The following is a 14,347-nucleotide window of genomic DNA, read 5'->3' on the forward strand; positions in this document are numbered from 1 at the left end:
TTAGTTTTGCTTTAACGCTTCTTCGCTCAGAACAGTTTTAATTCTGGCGATATTTTTACGGACTTGTCTCAAGCGGGCAGTGTTCTCTAATTGACCCGTTGCTTGTTGGAAACGCAAGTTAAAAAGTTCTTCTTTGTATTGCTTTTCCTTTTCTAACATTTGATCAGTGGTTAATGATCTGATATCTTTAGCCTTCATTAGATTCGCCACCTACTTCCGTACTTTTTGCAACAAACTTACACTTGATTGGCAACTTAGTAGAAGCAAGTCTTAAAGCTTCACGAGCTACTTCTTCTGAAACGCCACCAATTTCAAACATAATTTTTTCTCTTTTTACTACAGCTACCCAACCTGCTGGTGCACCTTTACCAGAACCCATACGTACACCTACACCTTTAGCAGTGTATGACTTGTGTGGGAAGATTCTGATCCAAACCTTACCGCCACGCTTCATGTAACGAGTCATCGCAACACGAGCTGCTTCGATTTGTCTGTTAGTGATCCAGTGAGATTCAAGAGCCATCAAACCGTATTCGCCAAATGCAATGGTCTTTCCACCCTTGGCAGCACCACGCATTTTACCACGGAATTCACGACGGTGTTTTACACGCTTTGGTACTAATGGCATTACTTGTTGCCTCCCTTCGAACGCTTAGAAGCTGGTCTATTCTTACGACCAGGTAAGATTTCACCACGGTTAATCCAAACCTTAACACCAATTTGACCATAAGTAGTTAAAGCTTGTACCCATGCGTAATCAATATCTGCTCTCAAAGTATGAAGAGGTACACTACCTTCAGTATGCCATTCTCTTCTTGCCATGTCTGCACCATTCAAACGACCTGCAGTTTGAACCTTGATACCCTTAGCACCTGCACGCATAGCTCTTTGAGTAGCTTGACGAGTAGCACGTCTGAAAGCAATACGAGCTTCCAATTGACGAGCAACACTGTCACCAACAAGTTCAGCATCAAGATCAGGCTTCTTAATTTCTACAATATTGATATGAACTTGCTTTTCAGTTAATGCATTTAATTGCTTTCTTAATGCTTCAACTTCTGAACCACCTTTACCAATTACCATACCTGGCTTAGCAGTGTGGATAGAAATGTTGATTCTGTTTGCTGCACGTTCAATTTCTACAGTTGAAACTGAGGCATCCTTTAATTTCTTAGCAACGAAATCTCTGATGCGTAAGTCTTCATTTAAAGTTTCTTTGTAGTCTTTGTCAGCAAACCATTTTGCTTCCCAATCACGGTTAACACCGAGACGGAAACCAAGTGGGTTAATCTTTTGACCCATCGATATACCTCCCTTAATCGTTCATTTCAGAAACTACAACAACTACGTGACTGGTTCTCTTGTTGATTGGAGAAGCCATACCTTTAGCACGAGGGCGGAATCTCTTAAGGGTTGCACCTTCATTGACATAGGCTTCAGAAACGTAGAGGTTTGCACTTTCAAGATCGTAATTGTGTTCTGCGTTAGCAATTGCTGAACGTAAAACTTTTTCAACGATTGGGGAAGCAGCTCTTGGCGTAAATTGCAAAATTGCCAATGCTTCTGCAACGCTCTTACCACGGATTAAATCAATAACCAAACGTGCTTTTCTAGGAGCGATACGAACGGTTCTTGCTTCAGCTCTTGCTGAAGTGATTTGTTCTGCCATTTAGATTTTCTCCTTCCTCTTAACTATTTAGTAGCCTTGTCGTCAGCCTTATGACCACGGAAAGTTCTAGTTGGAACAAATTCACCCAACTTGTGACCTACCATGTCTTCGGTAACGTACACAGGAACATGCTTTCTACCATCGTAAACAGCTATTGTCAAACCAACAAAAGAAGGGAAAATAGTTGAACGACGAGACCAAGTCTTAATAACTTGCTTCTTTTCGGCGTTTTCTTGTGCTGCGACCTTCTTTAATAAGTGTTCATCAGCAAATGGACCTTTTTTAATACTACGGCTCATTAATCAGTACCCTCCTTCTAATTATTTGTTGCCCTTACGGTGACGAATAATCATCTTTTCACTAGCCTTCTTGGTATTTCTAGTCTTAATACCACGTGACTTCTTACCCCAAGGGGTCATAGGTTGTGGACGACCAACAGGTGCCTTACCTTCACCACCACCATGTGGGTGATCGTTAGGGTTCATTACAGAACCACGTGATTGAGGACGCTTGCCCAACCAACGCTTACGGCCGGCCTTACCTAATTGAATTAATGAGTGTTGTTCATTACCAACTACACCGATAGTTGCACGGCAAGTTGAAAGGATACGACGAACTTCACCACTTTGTAATCTCACCAAAGTGTAACGACCATCTGTACCAAGAACTTGACCTTCAGTACCAGCACTTCTTACTAATTGACCACCCTTACCAGGCTTTAATTCGATGTTGTGAATTGAAGTACCAGTAGGAATGTTGGCAAGTGGAAGTGCGTTACCTGGCTTGATATCAGCTTCTACACCAGATTCAACGATGTCGCCAACTTTAAGACCCTTAGGTGCCAAGATGTAAGCCTTGATACCATCAGTGTAGTGAAGTAAAGCAATGTTTGCAGTTCTGTTTGGATCGTATTCGATTGCCTTAACAACTGCTTTTACATCATCTTTATTACGCTTGAAATCGATGATACGGTATTTTTGCTTGTGACCACCACCACGGTGTCTTACAGTAATATGACCATATGAGTTACGACCAGCAGTATGTGATTGTGATTCAAGTAAAGTCCGTTCAGGCTTTTTCTTGGTAATTTCTGCAAAGTCTGAAGAGGTCATATTGCGTCGACCATTAGTGGTTGGCTTGTACTTTCTAATCGCCAATTGACTAACCTCCTATTATTTGTTGTCTTCTTCTGCGAAGATCTTAATATCATTTGAATCGTTAGTTAAAGTAACGATTGCTTTTCTACGACGAGCTGTCTTACCAGTGTAACGACCAACTCTCTTGTCCTTACCGCGAACGTTCATAATGTTAACGCTCTTAACCTTAACATCAAAAATTTCTTCAACTGCGTTACGAACTTGAGTCTTGGTAGCAGTTAAAAGCACATCAAAAGTGTACTTCTTGTTGTCCATTAAGTTAGTAGACTTTTCAGTAATGACAGGTCTTAAAATGATGTCATGTGCATTCATTATGCCAATACCTCCTCAATTCTCTTAACAGCGTCTTGAGTCAAGATAAGCTTGTCATAGTTAACTGCATCAACAACATTTAAGCCATTAACTGGAACAACCTTAACGTTTTCCAAGTTTCTTGCTGAAAGTTGAACGTTTTCGTTATCAGAAACAACTAAAACTTTGCTGTCAACATTCAAGTTACCTAAAACAGCCTTGAATTCTTTCGTCTTTGGTGCATCTAAACTTAATTGATCTAATATGATTAAGTTATTGTCTTGCAACTTTTGTGAAAGAACTGACTTAATAGCTAAGCGACGAACCTTACGTGGCAAGCTGTATGCGTATGAACGTGGTGTAGGGCCAAATACAGTACCACCACCGCGCCATTGAGGAGCTCTAATAGAACCTTGACGAGCACGACCAGTACCCTTTTGTCTCCAAGGCTTCTTACCACCACCGCGAACAGCTGATCTGTTCTTAGTAGCATGAGTACCTTGACGCATACCAGCTCTTTGTCTAATAACAGCATCGAAAACTACGTTTTCGTTTGGTTCAATACCAAAAACGTTGTCATTTAAAGTAACTTCACCAGCATCTTTACCAGTTTGATCGATAAGTTTTAAATTAGCCATTCTAGTCCTCCTTCCTACTTGTCAGCTTTAGTAGCAGATTTTACAACGATTAATGAGTCTTTAGCACCAGGAACGTTACCTTTAACTAAAAGAACGTTCTTGTCAGCTACAACCTTTTCAATTACTAAGTTTTGAATAGTAACAGTCTTCACACCCATGTGACCTGGTAATTTCTTACCCTTTGGTACACGGTTAATGATTGAACCCATTGAACCAGGGATTCTGTGGTATCTTGAACCGTGTGTTTCAGGTCCTCTAGATTGACCGTGACGCTTAATGTTACCTTGGTAACCGTGACCTCTTGTAGTACCAGTAACGTCTACTACGTCACCTTCCTTAAATGTATCCACAGTAACTTCTGAGCCGACTTCATAATCCTTAAGCTCAACACCGCGAATTTCTCGAATGAAGCGCTTAGGTGAAGTCTTTGCCTTATCAGCATGACCTTTTTCCGGTTTGTTGCTCAATACTTCACGCTTGTCTTGGTAACCTAATTGAACTGCTTCGTAACCATCTGATTCAACAGTCTTAACTTGCATAACAACGTTAGGTGTTGCTTCGATAACAGTTACGGGAACAAGGACACCTTTGTCAGTGAAGATTTGAGTCATACCGACTTTTCTTCCTAAGATTCCTTTGGTCATGATTACACCTCCATAAATCTATAAAAATTAAAGTTTAATTTCGATGTCTACACCGCTAGGTAAGTCTAATTTCATTAATGAATCAACAGTCTTTGGTGTTGGATTCAAAATATCAATTAAACGCTTGTGTGTACGCATTTCGAACTGTTCACGTGAGTCCTTGTTCTTGTGTGGTGAACGAAGAACAGTGAATAAAGTTCTTTCAGTTGGAAGAGGAACTGGACCTGAAATTTCTGCACCAGTTCTCTTTGCTGTTGCGACGATCTTAGCAGCAGATTCATCGAGAATACCGTGTTCGTAAGACTTAAGTCTAATACGGATTTGTTGACTTGCCATCAAATTACCTCCTTGCGTCTTCTTTAAAAGATGACTAGCTCTACAAAAATTACCGACACACCACTGTGGCAATGCAGCCTGGTGTGCCGCAACCTTTTGCGTCAAAGCTACAACAAAAATGTGCACAAGAGCACAGTTAACCTCTAAAATGCACAAAGAATAGTATACCGACTATTTCGTTATTTATCAAGGGTTTTGACTGATTTTTTTATTATTTTTTTCTTCCTATATTTATAGGATAAACCTGTAAAAGTTACAATCTTGAATAAAAAAATATGAACTTCAATTATGAAGTCCATATCATGATTAATAAACTAATAATCCCAATGCTAAAAACATTAGACAAAGTATAAATTCAATGACCAACAATTTCCAACACCATTTAAACCATTTACTAAAGTCAATTCCTACCATCATTAATCCCATTAGAATCAACCCTGTTGGGGCAATTAAAGATATATAGCCTTGACCTAAATTGTAAGCATCTATCACACTAGCTCGATCAATCCCTACCACATTGGCAAGTGGTGCCATAATAGGCATTGATAACACCGCTAATCCTGATGATGACTGAATAAAGAAACCTAAAACAATATAAACTATAAATAACAACCAAATAAAAACAAGTGGTGGCAGTCCTGAAATTTGTTTACTAAAGAAATTCATAATTGTGTCACTCGTATGACTATTATCCATAATAATCGAAACCCCACGTGCTAAACCAATTGTTAGGGCAACACCCAACAATTCACTTGCACCATTAACAAAAGCATCGATCACTTTATGCTCGTCTAGGCCTGAAAAAATTGCCATTAAATAACCAGCTGCAAGAAAAATTACAGAAATTTCAGTAAAATACCATCCTTGTGATTGAACGCCCCAAATCATTACTATAAAAGCAATAGCAAAAATCGAAAGCGTTAGTTTTTGCTGCCAAGTGAACTTGGGATTTTGTAAATTATCACTTGATAAAAACTTTTTACGGTCACTCTCATATTGGTCGTACACATATGAAGTTTCAGGATGTTTACGAACTCTTTCTGCATAATGAATTACATAAAGCATTCCGATAAAAGTGCAAAAAGCCCACATTATTATTCTCATTGGAAGCGCGTGTGAAAAGTTAACCCCTGCTGCATTTGAAGCTATAATTGTCGAAAAAGGATTAATTGTAGAAACCATCGTTCCTATACTATCAGCTAAAAAGACAGTACCGATAACTGTCATCGTATCGTATCCTGCCATTAAAAATACAGGTATCAAAATAGGATACATAGCCATTGTTTCTTCCGCTAATCCATACGTCGTTCCGCCAATTGAAACAAAAGCCATAATTACTACTATTAAAAGAACTTGTTTTCCTTTAATTTTCTTTGATAAAGCTGCAATACCAGAATTAATCGCGCCATTAGCATTAACAATTCCAATACAGCCTCCTAAAATTAAAACAAAAGCAATGATATCAATACTTTGAACAATTCCTTGCACTTGAACTGTAAAGAAATTAACAATTGCTTGCCATAGATTAGGCTTTTGAGCAGAAATTCGCTCATAAGAATTAGGAATCGCAACCGGCTTAAAAATAGTACCATCTTTAAACTTTTGAATTGGTATATTAATCTTATACTTATCCAAATTATTTTGCGATGCAGCAATCTTTTGGGTATCTCCATTTGGTTTAGTAATCACAAAATTATTATTTTCTGAATTATATGACAAAGTGGCGTAATTACCCGCTGGGATAAAATATGTCAGAAGTTCGATTAGTAATAATACAATAATAATTACGGTATAAGCCGTCGGAAATCTATGCTTTTTTTGTTCAGTTTTAACCATTTAGTTTACACTTTCAATCAACTCATCGTATCTCTTATTATTAATTATAATACTAATCTTCATTAACTGTAAGCGCTTCCTAAATAAAAATAATTAGATACAAAAAAACCACTACCAAAAGTAGTGGTTTTATGTATATCAATCAAAAATTATTCTGCGTTTCCGCCACGTTTCTTAATAATTTCTTCTTGAATTGACTTAGGTGTTGGTGAGTAGTGGTCAAATACCATAGTGAAAGTACCACGACCTTGAGTTGATGAACGCAAAGTAGTTGCGTAACCAAACATTTCTGAAAGTGGAACCATAGCATTCAATACCTTAGCACCTGAACGATCTTCCATACCGTCCATGTTACCACGACGAGCGGTAATTGAACCCATAACGTCACCTAAGTATTCTTCTGGAGTAATTACTTGAACTTTCATGATAGGTTCAAGAATTACAGCACCAGCCTTAGGAGCAGCATTCTTCAAAGCAAGAGATGCAGCAACCTTGAAGGCAGCTTCACTAGAGTCGACTTCGTGGTAACTACCATCGTAAAGCTTAGCCTTAACGTCGATCAATGGGTAACCTGCAAGAACACCATTCTTCATAGCTTCTTGCAAACCAGCATCAACTGAAGGAATAAATTCACGAGGAACTACACCACCGACGATAGCATCTTCAAATTCGTAGCCTTCGCCTTCCTTAGTTGGTGTAAATTCGATCCATACGTCACCGTATTGACCCTTACCACCTGATTGACGAACAAACTTACCTTGAGCCTTAGTTGGCTTAGTAAATGTTTCACGGTATGCAACTTGTGGTTCACCGATAGTTGCTTCAACGTGGAATTCACGCTTCATACGTTCAACCATGATGTCCAAGTGAAGTTCACCCATACCTGCAATCAAAGTTTGACCAGTTTCTGCATTAGTTTCTGCCTTGAAAGTAGGGTCTTCTTCAGTAAGCTTTTGAAGAGCTACATCAAGCTTATCACGGTCAGCTTTTGACTTAGGTTCAATAGAAACTTGGATAACTGGATCTGGAACTTCAAGACTTTCAAGAATAAGTGGGTGATCTGGATCAGTTAATGAGTCACCAGTAGTAGTGTTCTTCAAACCGATAGCACCAGCGATGTCACCTGAGAATACTTCACTAATTTCAGTACGTGAGTTAGCGTGCATTTGAAGCAAACGACCAACACGTTCACGTGAATTCTTAGAAGCATTCAATACGTATGAACCTGATTGAAGTGAACCAGTGTAAACACGAATGAAAGTCAAACGACCAACAAATGGGTCAGTAGCAATCTTAAATGCTAAAGCAGCAAATGGCTTGCTGTCATCAGCAAGAAGTTCTACTTCACTACCATCCTTAGGATCGTGAGCAACATAAGGCTTAACATCAAGTGGTGAAGGTAAGTAGTCAACAACACCGTCAAGCATCATTTGAACACCCTTGTTCTTAAATGCAGAACCTGCAAATACAGGGAAGAATTTAAGATCCAAAGTAGCCTTACGGATAGCTGCCTTTAATTCTTCGTTAGTGATTTCTTCACCACCAAGGTACTTGTCCATGATGTCATCGTCAACATCAGCAACAGCTTCAATTAATTCACCACGACGCTTTTCTGCTTCTTCCTTGTATTCATCAGGAACAGGAACAGTATCCCACTTAGCACCAAGCTTATCTTCGTCGTAAACATCAGCTACCATGTTAATTAAGTCGATAACACCTTCAAATTGGTCTTCAGCACCAATAGGCATTTGAACTGCATGTGCGTTTGCATTCAAACGTTCGTGCAAAGTCTTAACTGAAAAGTCAAAGTTTGCACCAATCTTATCCATCTTGTTAACAAAAACAATACGAGGAACACCGTATGTTTCAGCTTGACGCCAAACATTTTCAGTTTGAGGTTCAACACCAGATTGTGCGTCAAGAACAGTTACGGCACCATCTAAAACACGAAGTGAACGTTCTACTTCGATAGTAAAGTCAACGTGTCCTGGGGTATCGATGATGTTAACGCGGTAGTCTTTCCATTGTGCAGTAGTAGCTGCAGAAGTAATAGTAATACCACGTTCCTTTTCTTCTTCCATCCAGTCCATTTGACTGTCACCTTCGTGGGTTTCACCAATCTTGTGGATCTTACCAGTGTAGTAAAGGATACGTTCAGTAGTGGTAGTCTTACCCGCATCGATGTGGGCCATGATACCAATGTTACGTGTCTTTTCTAAAGGAAATTCGCGTTTAGCCATGATATATTTTTCTCCTTAAATACTAACGACAACAAATTAGAAGCGGTAGTGTGCAAATGCACGGTTAGCTTCTGCCATACGGTGAACGTCTTCACGCTTCTTAACAGCTGAACCAGTGTTATTTGAAGCGTCGATGATTTCGTTTGCTAAACGTTCATCCATAGTGTGTTCGTTACGTAAACGAGCGTAAGATACTAACCATCTTAAACCTAAAGTGGTTCTTCTTTCTGGACGAACTTCTACAGGAATTTGGTAGTTTGAACCACCGATACGACGAGCTCTAACTTCAAGAACAGGCATAACGTTGTTCATTGCTTCTTCAAAAACTTCAAGTGGTTCCTTACCAGTCTTGTCCTGAATAATTGAGAAAGCATCGTAAAGGATTGAAGAAGCCTTTGCTTTCTTACCATCAATCATCAAGTGGTTGATTAACTTGGTAACGAGTTTTGAGTTGTAAATTGGGTCTGCTAAAACAGTTCTCTTAGCTACATGTCCTTTTCTAGGCATTATTTAACTCCTCCTTAACCTTTCTTTGCACCGTACTTAGAACGACCTTGCTTTCTGCCGTCAACACCAGCAGTATCAAGGGCACCACGAACAATGTGGTAACGAACCCCAGGAAGGTCCTTTACACGTCCACCACGAATTAAAACAACTGAGTGTTCTTGCAAGTTGTGGCCTTCACCTGGAATGTAAGCAGTAACTTCAGTTAAGTTTGATAAACGTACACGAGCATATTTACGTAAAGCTGAGTTAGGCTTCTTAGGTGTCATAGTACCCACACGAGTTGCAACACCACGCATTTGAGGAGCAGGATTAAATACTTGTTCCTTCTTCATGCTGTTGTATCCGTAGTTTAAAGCTGGTGATTTAGATTTAGTCGTCTTTGAATGACGGCCTTTTCTAACCAATTGGTTAATGGTTGGCATTAATTTTTCCTCCTAAATTTTGTTCACACATCCGGGAGTTTCTTTTTGACCTCACGGAAATGATTTAAAAAATACACAATTGATATTGTACTCCCTTTTCAAAATAAAGCAAGTTAAAAAAATTACACTTTCCAAAAAATATCTTGTTATTTTTATGTATTTAATTATTGCGAGGTGAAAAAATGGTATTAAACATAATTAATTTTTATTTTGGAGCCTGTTTGGCTTCATTCATTTCAGTAATCGTTCAAAAAGATGGGCTAAGATGGCGTCGTAGTTATTGCCTATCTTGTAAAAATCCTTTAACTTGGTCTGAATTATTCCCTATTTTTTCTTTTATTTTTCAAAAAGGGACTTGCAGACATTGTAAAAAGCCAATCCCACATTTTTTGCTTTTTATTGAAATCGTGGGTGGGATTACCTTTCTAAAAACAGATTGGTATTCAAAAAGTGGTTTAATTGAATTTTTCCTTTGTTTACTTTTATTAACGATGGCAATTTTTGATTATTACTATCAAGAAATTCCCTTCTCAATCTTTCTAATTTCATTTCTGATAGTGATTATTAAGGATCTACTTTTTGAGCAAATCTCAACTTTGATAACATCAGTTTTGGCAACCTCTGTCATGATTATTGCATTAGGAATTCTAGTATTACTAAAAAATTTGGATTAGGAGACTTATTCTTTTATTTGATAATTTCATTCTATTATTCAGAATATTTAGCCAACCTTGTTTTTCTTTTCGCCTCGCTGGCAGTTTTAACTCTCTATCCTAAATTAAAAGCACAAAACCAAACACATTTATCACTGCCATTTTTACCATTTTTATTTTTTAGTTTAAGTATTTTAAAATTACTAATGTAATTCATGACTACATAAAAAGAACCATTAAGCATTTGCTTAATGGTTCTTTTCTTAATAAGTCAACTTAAATTATTTGTTTTTATTCAAACTCTTTAAGTCAATTTTATTTTCTTCAGCTAATTGACGTTCAATATCAGCAATTGAATATACTGCTTGTGGCTTAGGTACATCAGCTTGAGGTTCCATAGAACGGTAAACTGGCATACCTGTACCTGCAGGAATAATCTTACCAATAATAACGTTTTCTTTAAGACCAAGAAGTGGATCGTTTTTACTTCTAATTGAAGCATCAGTAAGAACACGCGTAGTTTCTTGGAATGAAGCAGCTGATAAGAAACTGTTAGTTTCAAGCGCTGCCTTAGTAATACCCAAGATTACACTTTGTGCAGTTGCTGGAATACCACCTGAAATAATAACTTCCTTGTTTCTGTCCTTAAATTCACCAATATCCATTAATTCACCTGGCAAGATATCAGTTTCACCTGGATCAAGTACACGTACTTTTTGAAGCATTTGGCGGGCCATAACTTCAACGTGCTTATCGGCGATTTCTACCCCTTGCATTCTGTAGGCCTTTTGAATTTCACTCAAGATATACTTTTCAGTAGTCAAAGCATCTCTAACTCTAATCAATTCCTTAGGGTCAATAGAACCAAGTGTTAACTTATCACCACGAACAACTTCATCACCTTCAGCAACTGCAACACTTGCAGTATATGGTACAGAGTATGTTCTTGTATCAGTCTTACCCTCAACAGTGATTTCACGAGTATGTTCAGCTGGATTTTCTTCAATTGAAGCTACAACACCAGTTACTTCAGAGATAGTTGCACGACCTTTAGGGTTACGTGCTTCAAACAATTCTTGAACACGAGGAAGACCTTGAGTAATATCTTCAGCACCGGCAACCCCACCGTTGTGGAAGTTACGCATAGTAAGCTGAGTACCAGGTTCACCGATTGATTGTGCAGCAACAGTACCTACTGCTTCACCAACTTCTACCTCTTCACCAGTAGCTAAGTTCATACCGTAACACTTTTGACAAACACCATGTTGAGTGTTGCAAGTAAATACGGAACGAATTGTTACTTCTTTGACTCCACGATCAACAATTTCTTGAGCTAATTCTTCATCCATCATTACGCCCTTAGGTGCAATAACTTCATGAGTTTCCGGATCAAAGACACTTCTAGCAGTATAACGTCCAACTAAACGATCGAATAATGGTTCGATCATTTCGTCGCCTTCTTTAATTGCATGAACTGTAATACCACGATCAGTACCACAATCTTCTTCACGAATAATTACGTCTTGTGCAACATCAACCAAACGACGAGTAAGGTATCCTGAGTTCGCAGTCTTCAAGGCAGTATCTGTCATTCCTTTACGAGCACCGTGAGTTGACATGAACATTTCCAAAACAGTCAAACCTTCACGGAAGTTGGAAGTAACAGGAATTTCCATCATCCCACCATTAGGAGCGGCCATCAAACCACGCATACCAGCAAGCTGAGTAAAGTTAGAAATGTTACCACGGGCACCAGAGTCGGCCATGACTGAAATAGGGTTACGTGGGTCGAAAATACCAGCCACTTCGTTTTGAACTTCATCCTTACATGCATTCCAAATGCTGATTACACGGTCGTGACGTTCTTGTTCAGTAATCAAACCACGTCTAAATTGCTTAGAAACAACATCAACCTTCTTGTGAGCCTTGGCAACGATATCATCTTTATCGCTTACCATAGGAATATCGGCCATACCAATAGTTAAACCAGAAGTGGTACATGCAGTGTAACCTAATTCTTTCATGTCATCTAAGAAGTCAGAAGTTCTTTGAACCTTGTATTCCTTGTAAACAGCTGCAATAGCATCAGACAAGAATCCCTTCTTAAATGGAGTACCTAAGTCCATATTATCTAATTTTTCATGGATATCTTCACCTGGTTGCAAGAAGTACTTAACATCTAACGGATGAGTTAAGTTATCTTGAGTTGGATCATTTACATAGAAGAAGTCCTTAGGGAAGATTTGGTTAAAAATCATCTTACCGTAAGTAGTTACAAAAACTCCATGTTCATAACCCTTTGGCCAAGTCTTTTCAGGCATTGAATCAGCAGCTAAACCAATTCTAGTATGGAAGTGAATATCACCATTTGCATAAGCCATAGTTGCTTCAGCTGGTGAATTAAAGATCATTCCTTCACCTTCACGGCCACGTTCTGCTTGAGTTAACCAGTAGTTCCCCAAAACGATATCCTGTCCAGGGGTTACAATTGGCTTACCATCCTTAGGTGCCAAAATGTGGTGAGCAGCAAGCATCAAAAGTCTTGATTCTGCAACTGCTTCATCTGAAAGTGGCACGTGGATGGCCATCTGGTCCCCATCAAAGTCGGCATTGTAGGCTTCACATGCAAGTGGGTGAAGTCTAATTGACTTACCTGGTACCAAAACTGGTTCGAAAGCTTGAATACCTAAACGGTGCAAAGTAGGAGCACGGTTTAAAAGAACTGGACGTTCCTTAATTACATATTCAAGAATGTCCCAGATATCATCATCTTCACGGTCAATCTTGCGCTTAGCATTTCTAATGTTAGTTGCAACACCGCGCTTAACGAGTTCATGCATTACAAATGGCTTGAATAATTCTAATGCCATTGGACGTGGAACACCACATTGGTAGAACTTAAGTTTTGGTGAAACATCGATAACTGAACGACCTGAGTAGTCAACACGCTTACCAAGCAAGTTTTGACGGAAACGCCCTTGCTTACCTTTAAGCATGTGTGAAAGTGACTTAAGTGGACGGTTACCTGGTCCAACTACTGGACGACCACGACGGCCGTTATCAATTAAAGCATCGACAGCTTCTTGAAGCATTCTCTTTTCATTTTGCACAATGATATTAGGTGCATGTAAATCAAGCAAACGCTTCAAACGATTATTTCTATTAATAACACGACGGTACAAATCGTTAAGGTCAGAAGTTGCAAAACGACCACCTTCAAGTTGAACCATTGGTCGTAAATCTGGTGGAATAACAGGAACAGTGTCCATTACCATCCATTCAGGCTTATTACCAGAATCTTTAAAAGCATTCAAAATATCCAAACGACGAATTGCTCTAGTTCTCTTTTGACCAGTAGCAGTTTGTAATTCCGCCTTTAAGCTCTTAACTTCTTTGTCAAGATCAACATTTTGAAGTAATTCCTTAATCGCTTCAGCACCCATTTTAGCAACAAAACGGTTACCAAACTTAGCCTTCTTTTCACGATATTCAGCTTCAGTTAAGAGTGACTTAGGTTCTAAATCAGTATCTCCAGCATCAATAACGATATATGCAGCAAAGTAAATAACTTCTTCAAGTGCACGAGGTGATACATCTAAAACCAAACCCATTCTTGATGGGATACCCTTGAAATACCAAATATGGGTTACAGGGGCAGCAAGTTCAATGTGACCCATGCGTTCTCTTCTAACTTTTGAAGAAGTTACTTCAACACCACAACGATCACAAACGATACCACGGTAACGAATACCCTTGTATTTACCACAGGCACAAGCCCAGTCCTTTGATGGACCGAAAATTCTTTCATCAAATAACCCATCTTTTTCTGGCTTCAAAGTACGGTAATTGATGGTTTCAGGCTTTTTAACTTCCCCATAAGACCATGATCTAATCTTATTAGGTGAAGCAAGCCCGATTTGCATACTTTCAAATTTGTTTACGTCAATCAAAGTT

At 38.8% G+C, this 14,347-nt stretch carries 16 protein-coding genes; 1 reads left to right on the forward strand and 15 read right to left on the reverse strand.

From position 1 onward, the window contains the following. The 14 genes from rpmC to rpsL all read right to left on the reverse strand — a co-directional run bounded on the left by rpmC (window position 1) and on the right by rpsL (window position 9,740). Complete coding sequence (gene rpmC / locus ACNDLV_RS04625) at window positions 1–198, reverse strand: 50S ribosomal protein L29 (protein ID WP_006585196.1); 198 nt, start codon at window positions 196–198, stop codon at window positions 1–3. Then, window positions 188–628 (reverse strand): 50S ribosomal protein L16, encoded by a 441-nt coding sequence (rplP, locus tag ACNDLV_RS04630; RefSeq protein WP_006585197.1) that lies wholly within the window; start codon window positions 626–628, stop codon window positions 188–190. Before rplP ends, rpmC begins: the two co-directional genes overlap by 11 nt. Next, the gene (rpsC, locus tag ACNDLV_RS04635; protein WP_006585198.1) at window positions 628–1,302 is read right to left on the reverse strand and encodes a 30S ribosomal protein S3; all 675 of its coding nucleotides are present in this window, start codon (window positions 1,300–1,302) and stop codon (window positions 628–630) included. Before rpsC ends, rplP begins: the two co-directional genes overlap by 1 nt. Window positions 1,303–1,315: 13 nt before the next feature. Next, window positions 1,316–1,669 carry a 50S ribosomal protein L22 gene (gene rplV, locus ACNDLV_RS04640; protein WP_006585853.1) on the reverse strand — a complete coding sequence of 118 codons (354 nt, stop codon included), beginning with the start codon at window positions 1,667–1,669 and terminating at the stop codon, window positions 1,316–1,318. A gap of 23 nt (window positions 1,670–1,692) precedes the next feature. After that, complete coding sequence (rpsS, locus tag ACNDLV_RS04645; protein WP_006585200.1) at window positions 1,693–1,968, reverse strand: 30S ribosomal protein S19; 276 nt, start codon at window positions 1,966–1,968, stop codon at window positions 1,693–1,695. Between the two features lie 21 nt (window positions 1,969–1,989). Beyond that, window positions 1,990–2,826, reverse strand: a complete 837-nt coding sequence (rplB, locus tag ACNDLV_RS04650) for a 50S ribosomal protein L2 (protein WP_006585201.1) — start codon at window positions 2,824–2,826, stop codon at window positions 1,990–1,992. Between the two features lie 15 nt (window positions 2,827–2,841). Then, window positions 2,842–3,138: a 50S ribosomal protein L23 gene (rplW, locus tag ACNDLV_RS04655; protein WP_006585854.1), complete on the reverse strand. Its 297-nt coding sequence runs from the start codon at window positions 3,136–3,138 to the stop codon at window positions 2,842–2,844. After that, window positions 3,138–3,755 carry a 50S ribosomal protein L4 gene (gene rplD, locus ACNDLV_RS04660; RefSeq protein ID WP_006587651.1) on the reverse strand — a complete coding sequence of 206 codons (618 nt, stop codon included), beginning with the start codon at window positions 3,753–3,755 and terminating at the stop codon, window positions 3,138–3,140. The genes rplW and rplD overlap by 1 nt, the downstream gene beginning before the upstream one ends. 14 nt (window positions 3,756–3,769) lie before the next feature. Then, window positions 3,770–4,399 carry a 50S ribosomal protein L3 gene (rplC, locus tag ACNDLV_RS04665; RefSeq protein WP_006585204.1) on the reverse strand — a complete coding sequence of 210 codons (630 nt, stop codon included), beginning with the start codon at window positions 4,397–4,399 and terminating at the stop codon, window positions 3,770–3,772. A 27-nt stretch (window positions 4,400–4,426) separates the two neighbouring features. After that, entirely contained in the window at window positions 4,427–4,735 is a 309-nt protein-coding gene (rpsJ, locus tag ACNDLV_RS04670; protein WP_006585205.1) for a 30S ribosomal protein S10, read from the reverse strand. Window positions 4,736–5,041: 306 nt separating this feature from the next. After that, a complete protein-coding gene (locus ACNDLV_RS04675) occupies window positions 5,042–6,571 on the reverse strand; it encodes a YfcC family protein (RefSeq protein ID WP_006587650.1) in 1,530 nt (509 codons plus the stop codon). A gap of 149 nt (window positions 6,572–6,720) precedes the next feature. Then, window positions 6,721–8,811, reverse strand: coding sequence for an elongation factor G (fusA, locus tag ACNDLV_RS04680; RefSeq protein WP_006585860.1), 2,091 nt, complete (start codon window positions 8,809–8,811; stop codon window positions 6,721–6,723). Window positions 8,812–8,847: 36 nt separating this feature from the next. Beyond that, window positions 8,848–9,318 carry a 30S ribosomal protein S7 gene (gene rpsG / locus ACNDLV_RS04685; protein ID WP_006585861.1) on the reverse strand — a complete coding sequence of 157 codons (471 nt, stop codon included), beginning with the start codon at window positions 9,316–9,318 and terminating at the stop codon, window positions 8,848–8,850. Window positions 9,319–9,332: 14 nt separating this feature from the next. Beyond that, entirely contained in the window at window positions 9,333–9,740 is a 408-nt protein-coding gene (gene rpsL, locus ACNDLV_RS04690; protein ID WP_006585209.1) for a 30S ribosomal protein S12, read from the reverse strand. Window positions 9,741–9,922: 182 nt separating this feature from the next. On the opposite strand from rpsL, the gene ACNDLV_RS04695 reads away from it, so the two are divergent. Further along, window positions 9,923–10,414 (forward strand): prepilin peptidase, encoded by a 492-nt coding sequence (locus tag ACNDLV_RS04695; RefSeq protein WP_225305988.1) that lies wholly within the window; start codon window positions 9,923–9,925, stop codon window positions 10,412–10,414. A gap of 260 nt (window positions 10,415–10,674) precedes the next feature. Here ACNDLV_RS04695 and rpoC read toward each other — a convergent pair whose 3' ends face one another. Further along, window positions 10,675–14,343 (reverse strand): DNA-directed RNA polymerase subunit beta', encoded by a 3,669-nt coding sequence (gene rpoC, locus ACNDLV_RS04700; protein ID WP_006585863.1) that lies wholly within the window; start codon window positions 14,341–14,343, stop codon window positions 10,675–10,677. Window positions 14,344–14,347: the final 4 nt, after the last annotated feature.

Source organism: Lactobacillus fornicalis (assembly GCF_055362665.1).

What these genes read in the sequence shown, in the direction of transcription:
- rpmC (WP_006585196.1), bottom strand. Translation starts at nt 198, where the DNA reads ATGAAGGCTAAAGATATCAGATCATTAACCACTGATCAAATGTTAGAA.
- rplP (WP_006585197.1), bottom strand. Translation starts at nt 628, where the DNA reads ATGCCATTAGTACCAAAGCGTGTAAAACACCGTCGTGAATTCCGTGGT.
- rpsC (WP_006585198.1), bottom strand. Translation starts at nt 1,302, where the DNA reads ATGGGTCAAAAGATTAACCCACTTGGTTTCCGTCTCGGTGTTAACCGT.
- rplV (WP_006585853.1), bottom strand. Translation starts at nt 1,669, where the DNA reads ATGGCAGAACAAATCACTTCAGCAAGAGCTGAAGCAAGAACCGTTCGT.
- rpsS (WP_006585200.1), bottom strand. Translation starts at nt 1,968, where the DNA reads ATGAGCCGTAGTATTAAAAAAGGTCCATTTGCTGATGAACACTTATTA.
- rplW (WP_006585854.1), bottom strand. Translation starts at nt 3,138, where the DNA reads ATGAATGCACATGACATCATTTTAAGACCTGTCATTACTGAAAAGTCT.
- rplD (WP_006587651.1), bottom strand. Translation starts at nt 3,755, where the DNA reads ATGGCTAATTTAAAACTTATCGATCAAACTGGTAAAGATGCTGGTGAA.
- rplC (WP_006585204.1), bottom strand. Translation starts at nt 4,399, where the DNA reads ATGACCAAAGGAATCTTAGGAAGAAAAGTCGGTATGACTCAAATCTTC.
- rpsJ (WP_006585205.1), bottom strand. Translation starts at nt 4,735, where the DNA reads ATGGCAAGTCAACAAATCCGTATTAGACTTAAGTCTTACGAACACGGT.
- ACNDLV_RS04675 (WP_006587650.1), bottom strand. Translation starts at nt 6,571, where the DNA reads ATGGTTAAAACTGAACAAAAAAAGCATAGATTTCCGACGGCTTATACC.
- fusA (WP_006585860.1), bottom strand. Translation starts at nt 8,811, where the DNA reads ATGGCTAAACGCGAATTTCCTTTAGAAAAGACACGTAACATTGGTATC.
- rpsG (WP_006585861.1), bottom strand. Translation starts at nt 9,318, where the DNA reads ATGCCTAGAAAAGGACATGTAGCTAAGAGAACTGTTTTAGCAGACCCA.
- rpsL (WP_006585209.1), bottom strand. Translation starts at nt 9,740, where the DNA reads ATGCCAACCATTAACCAATTGGTTAGAAAAGGCCGTCATTCAAAGACG.
- ACNDLV_RS04695 (WP_225305988.1), top strand. Translation starts at nt 9,923, where the DNA reads ATGGTATTAAACATAATTAATTTTTATTTTGGAGCCTGTTTGGCTTCA.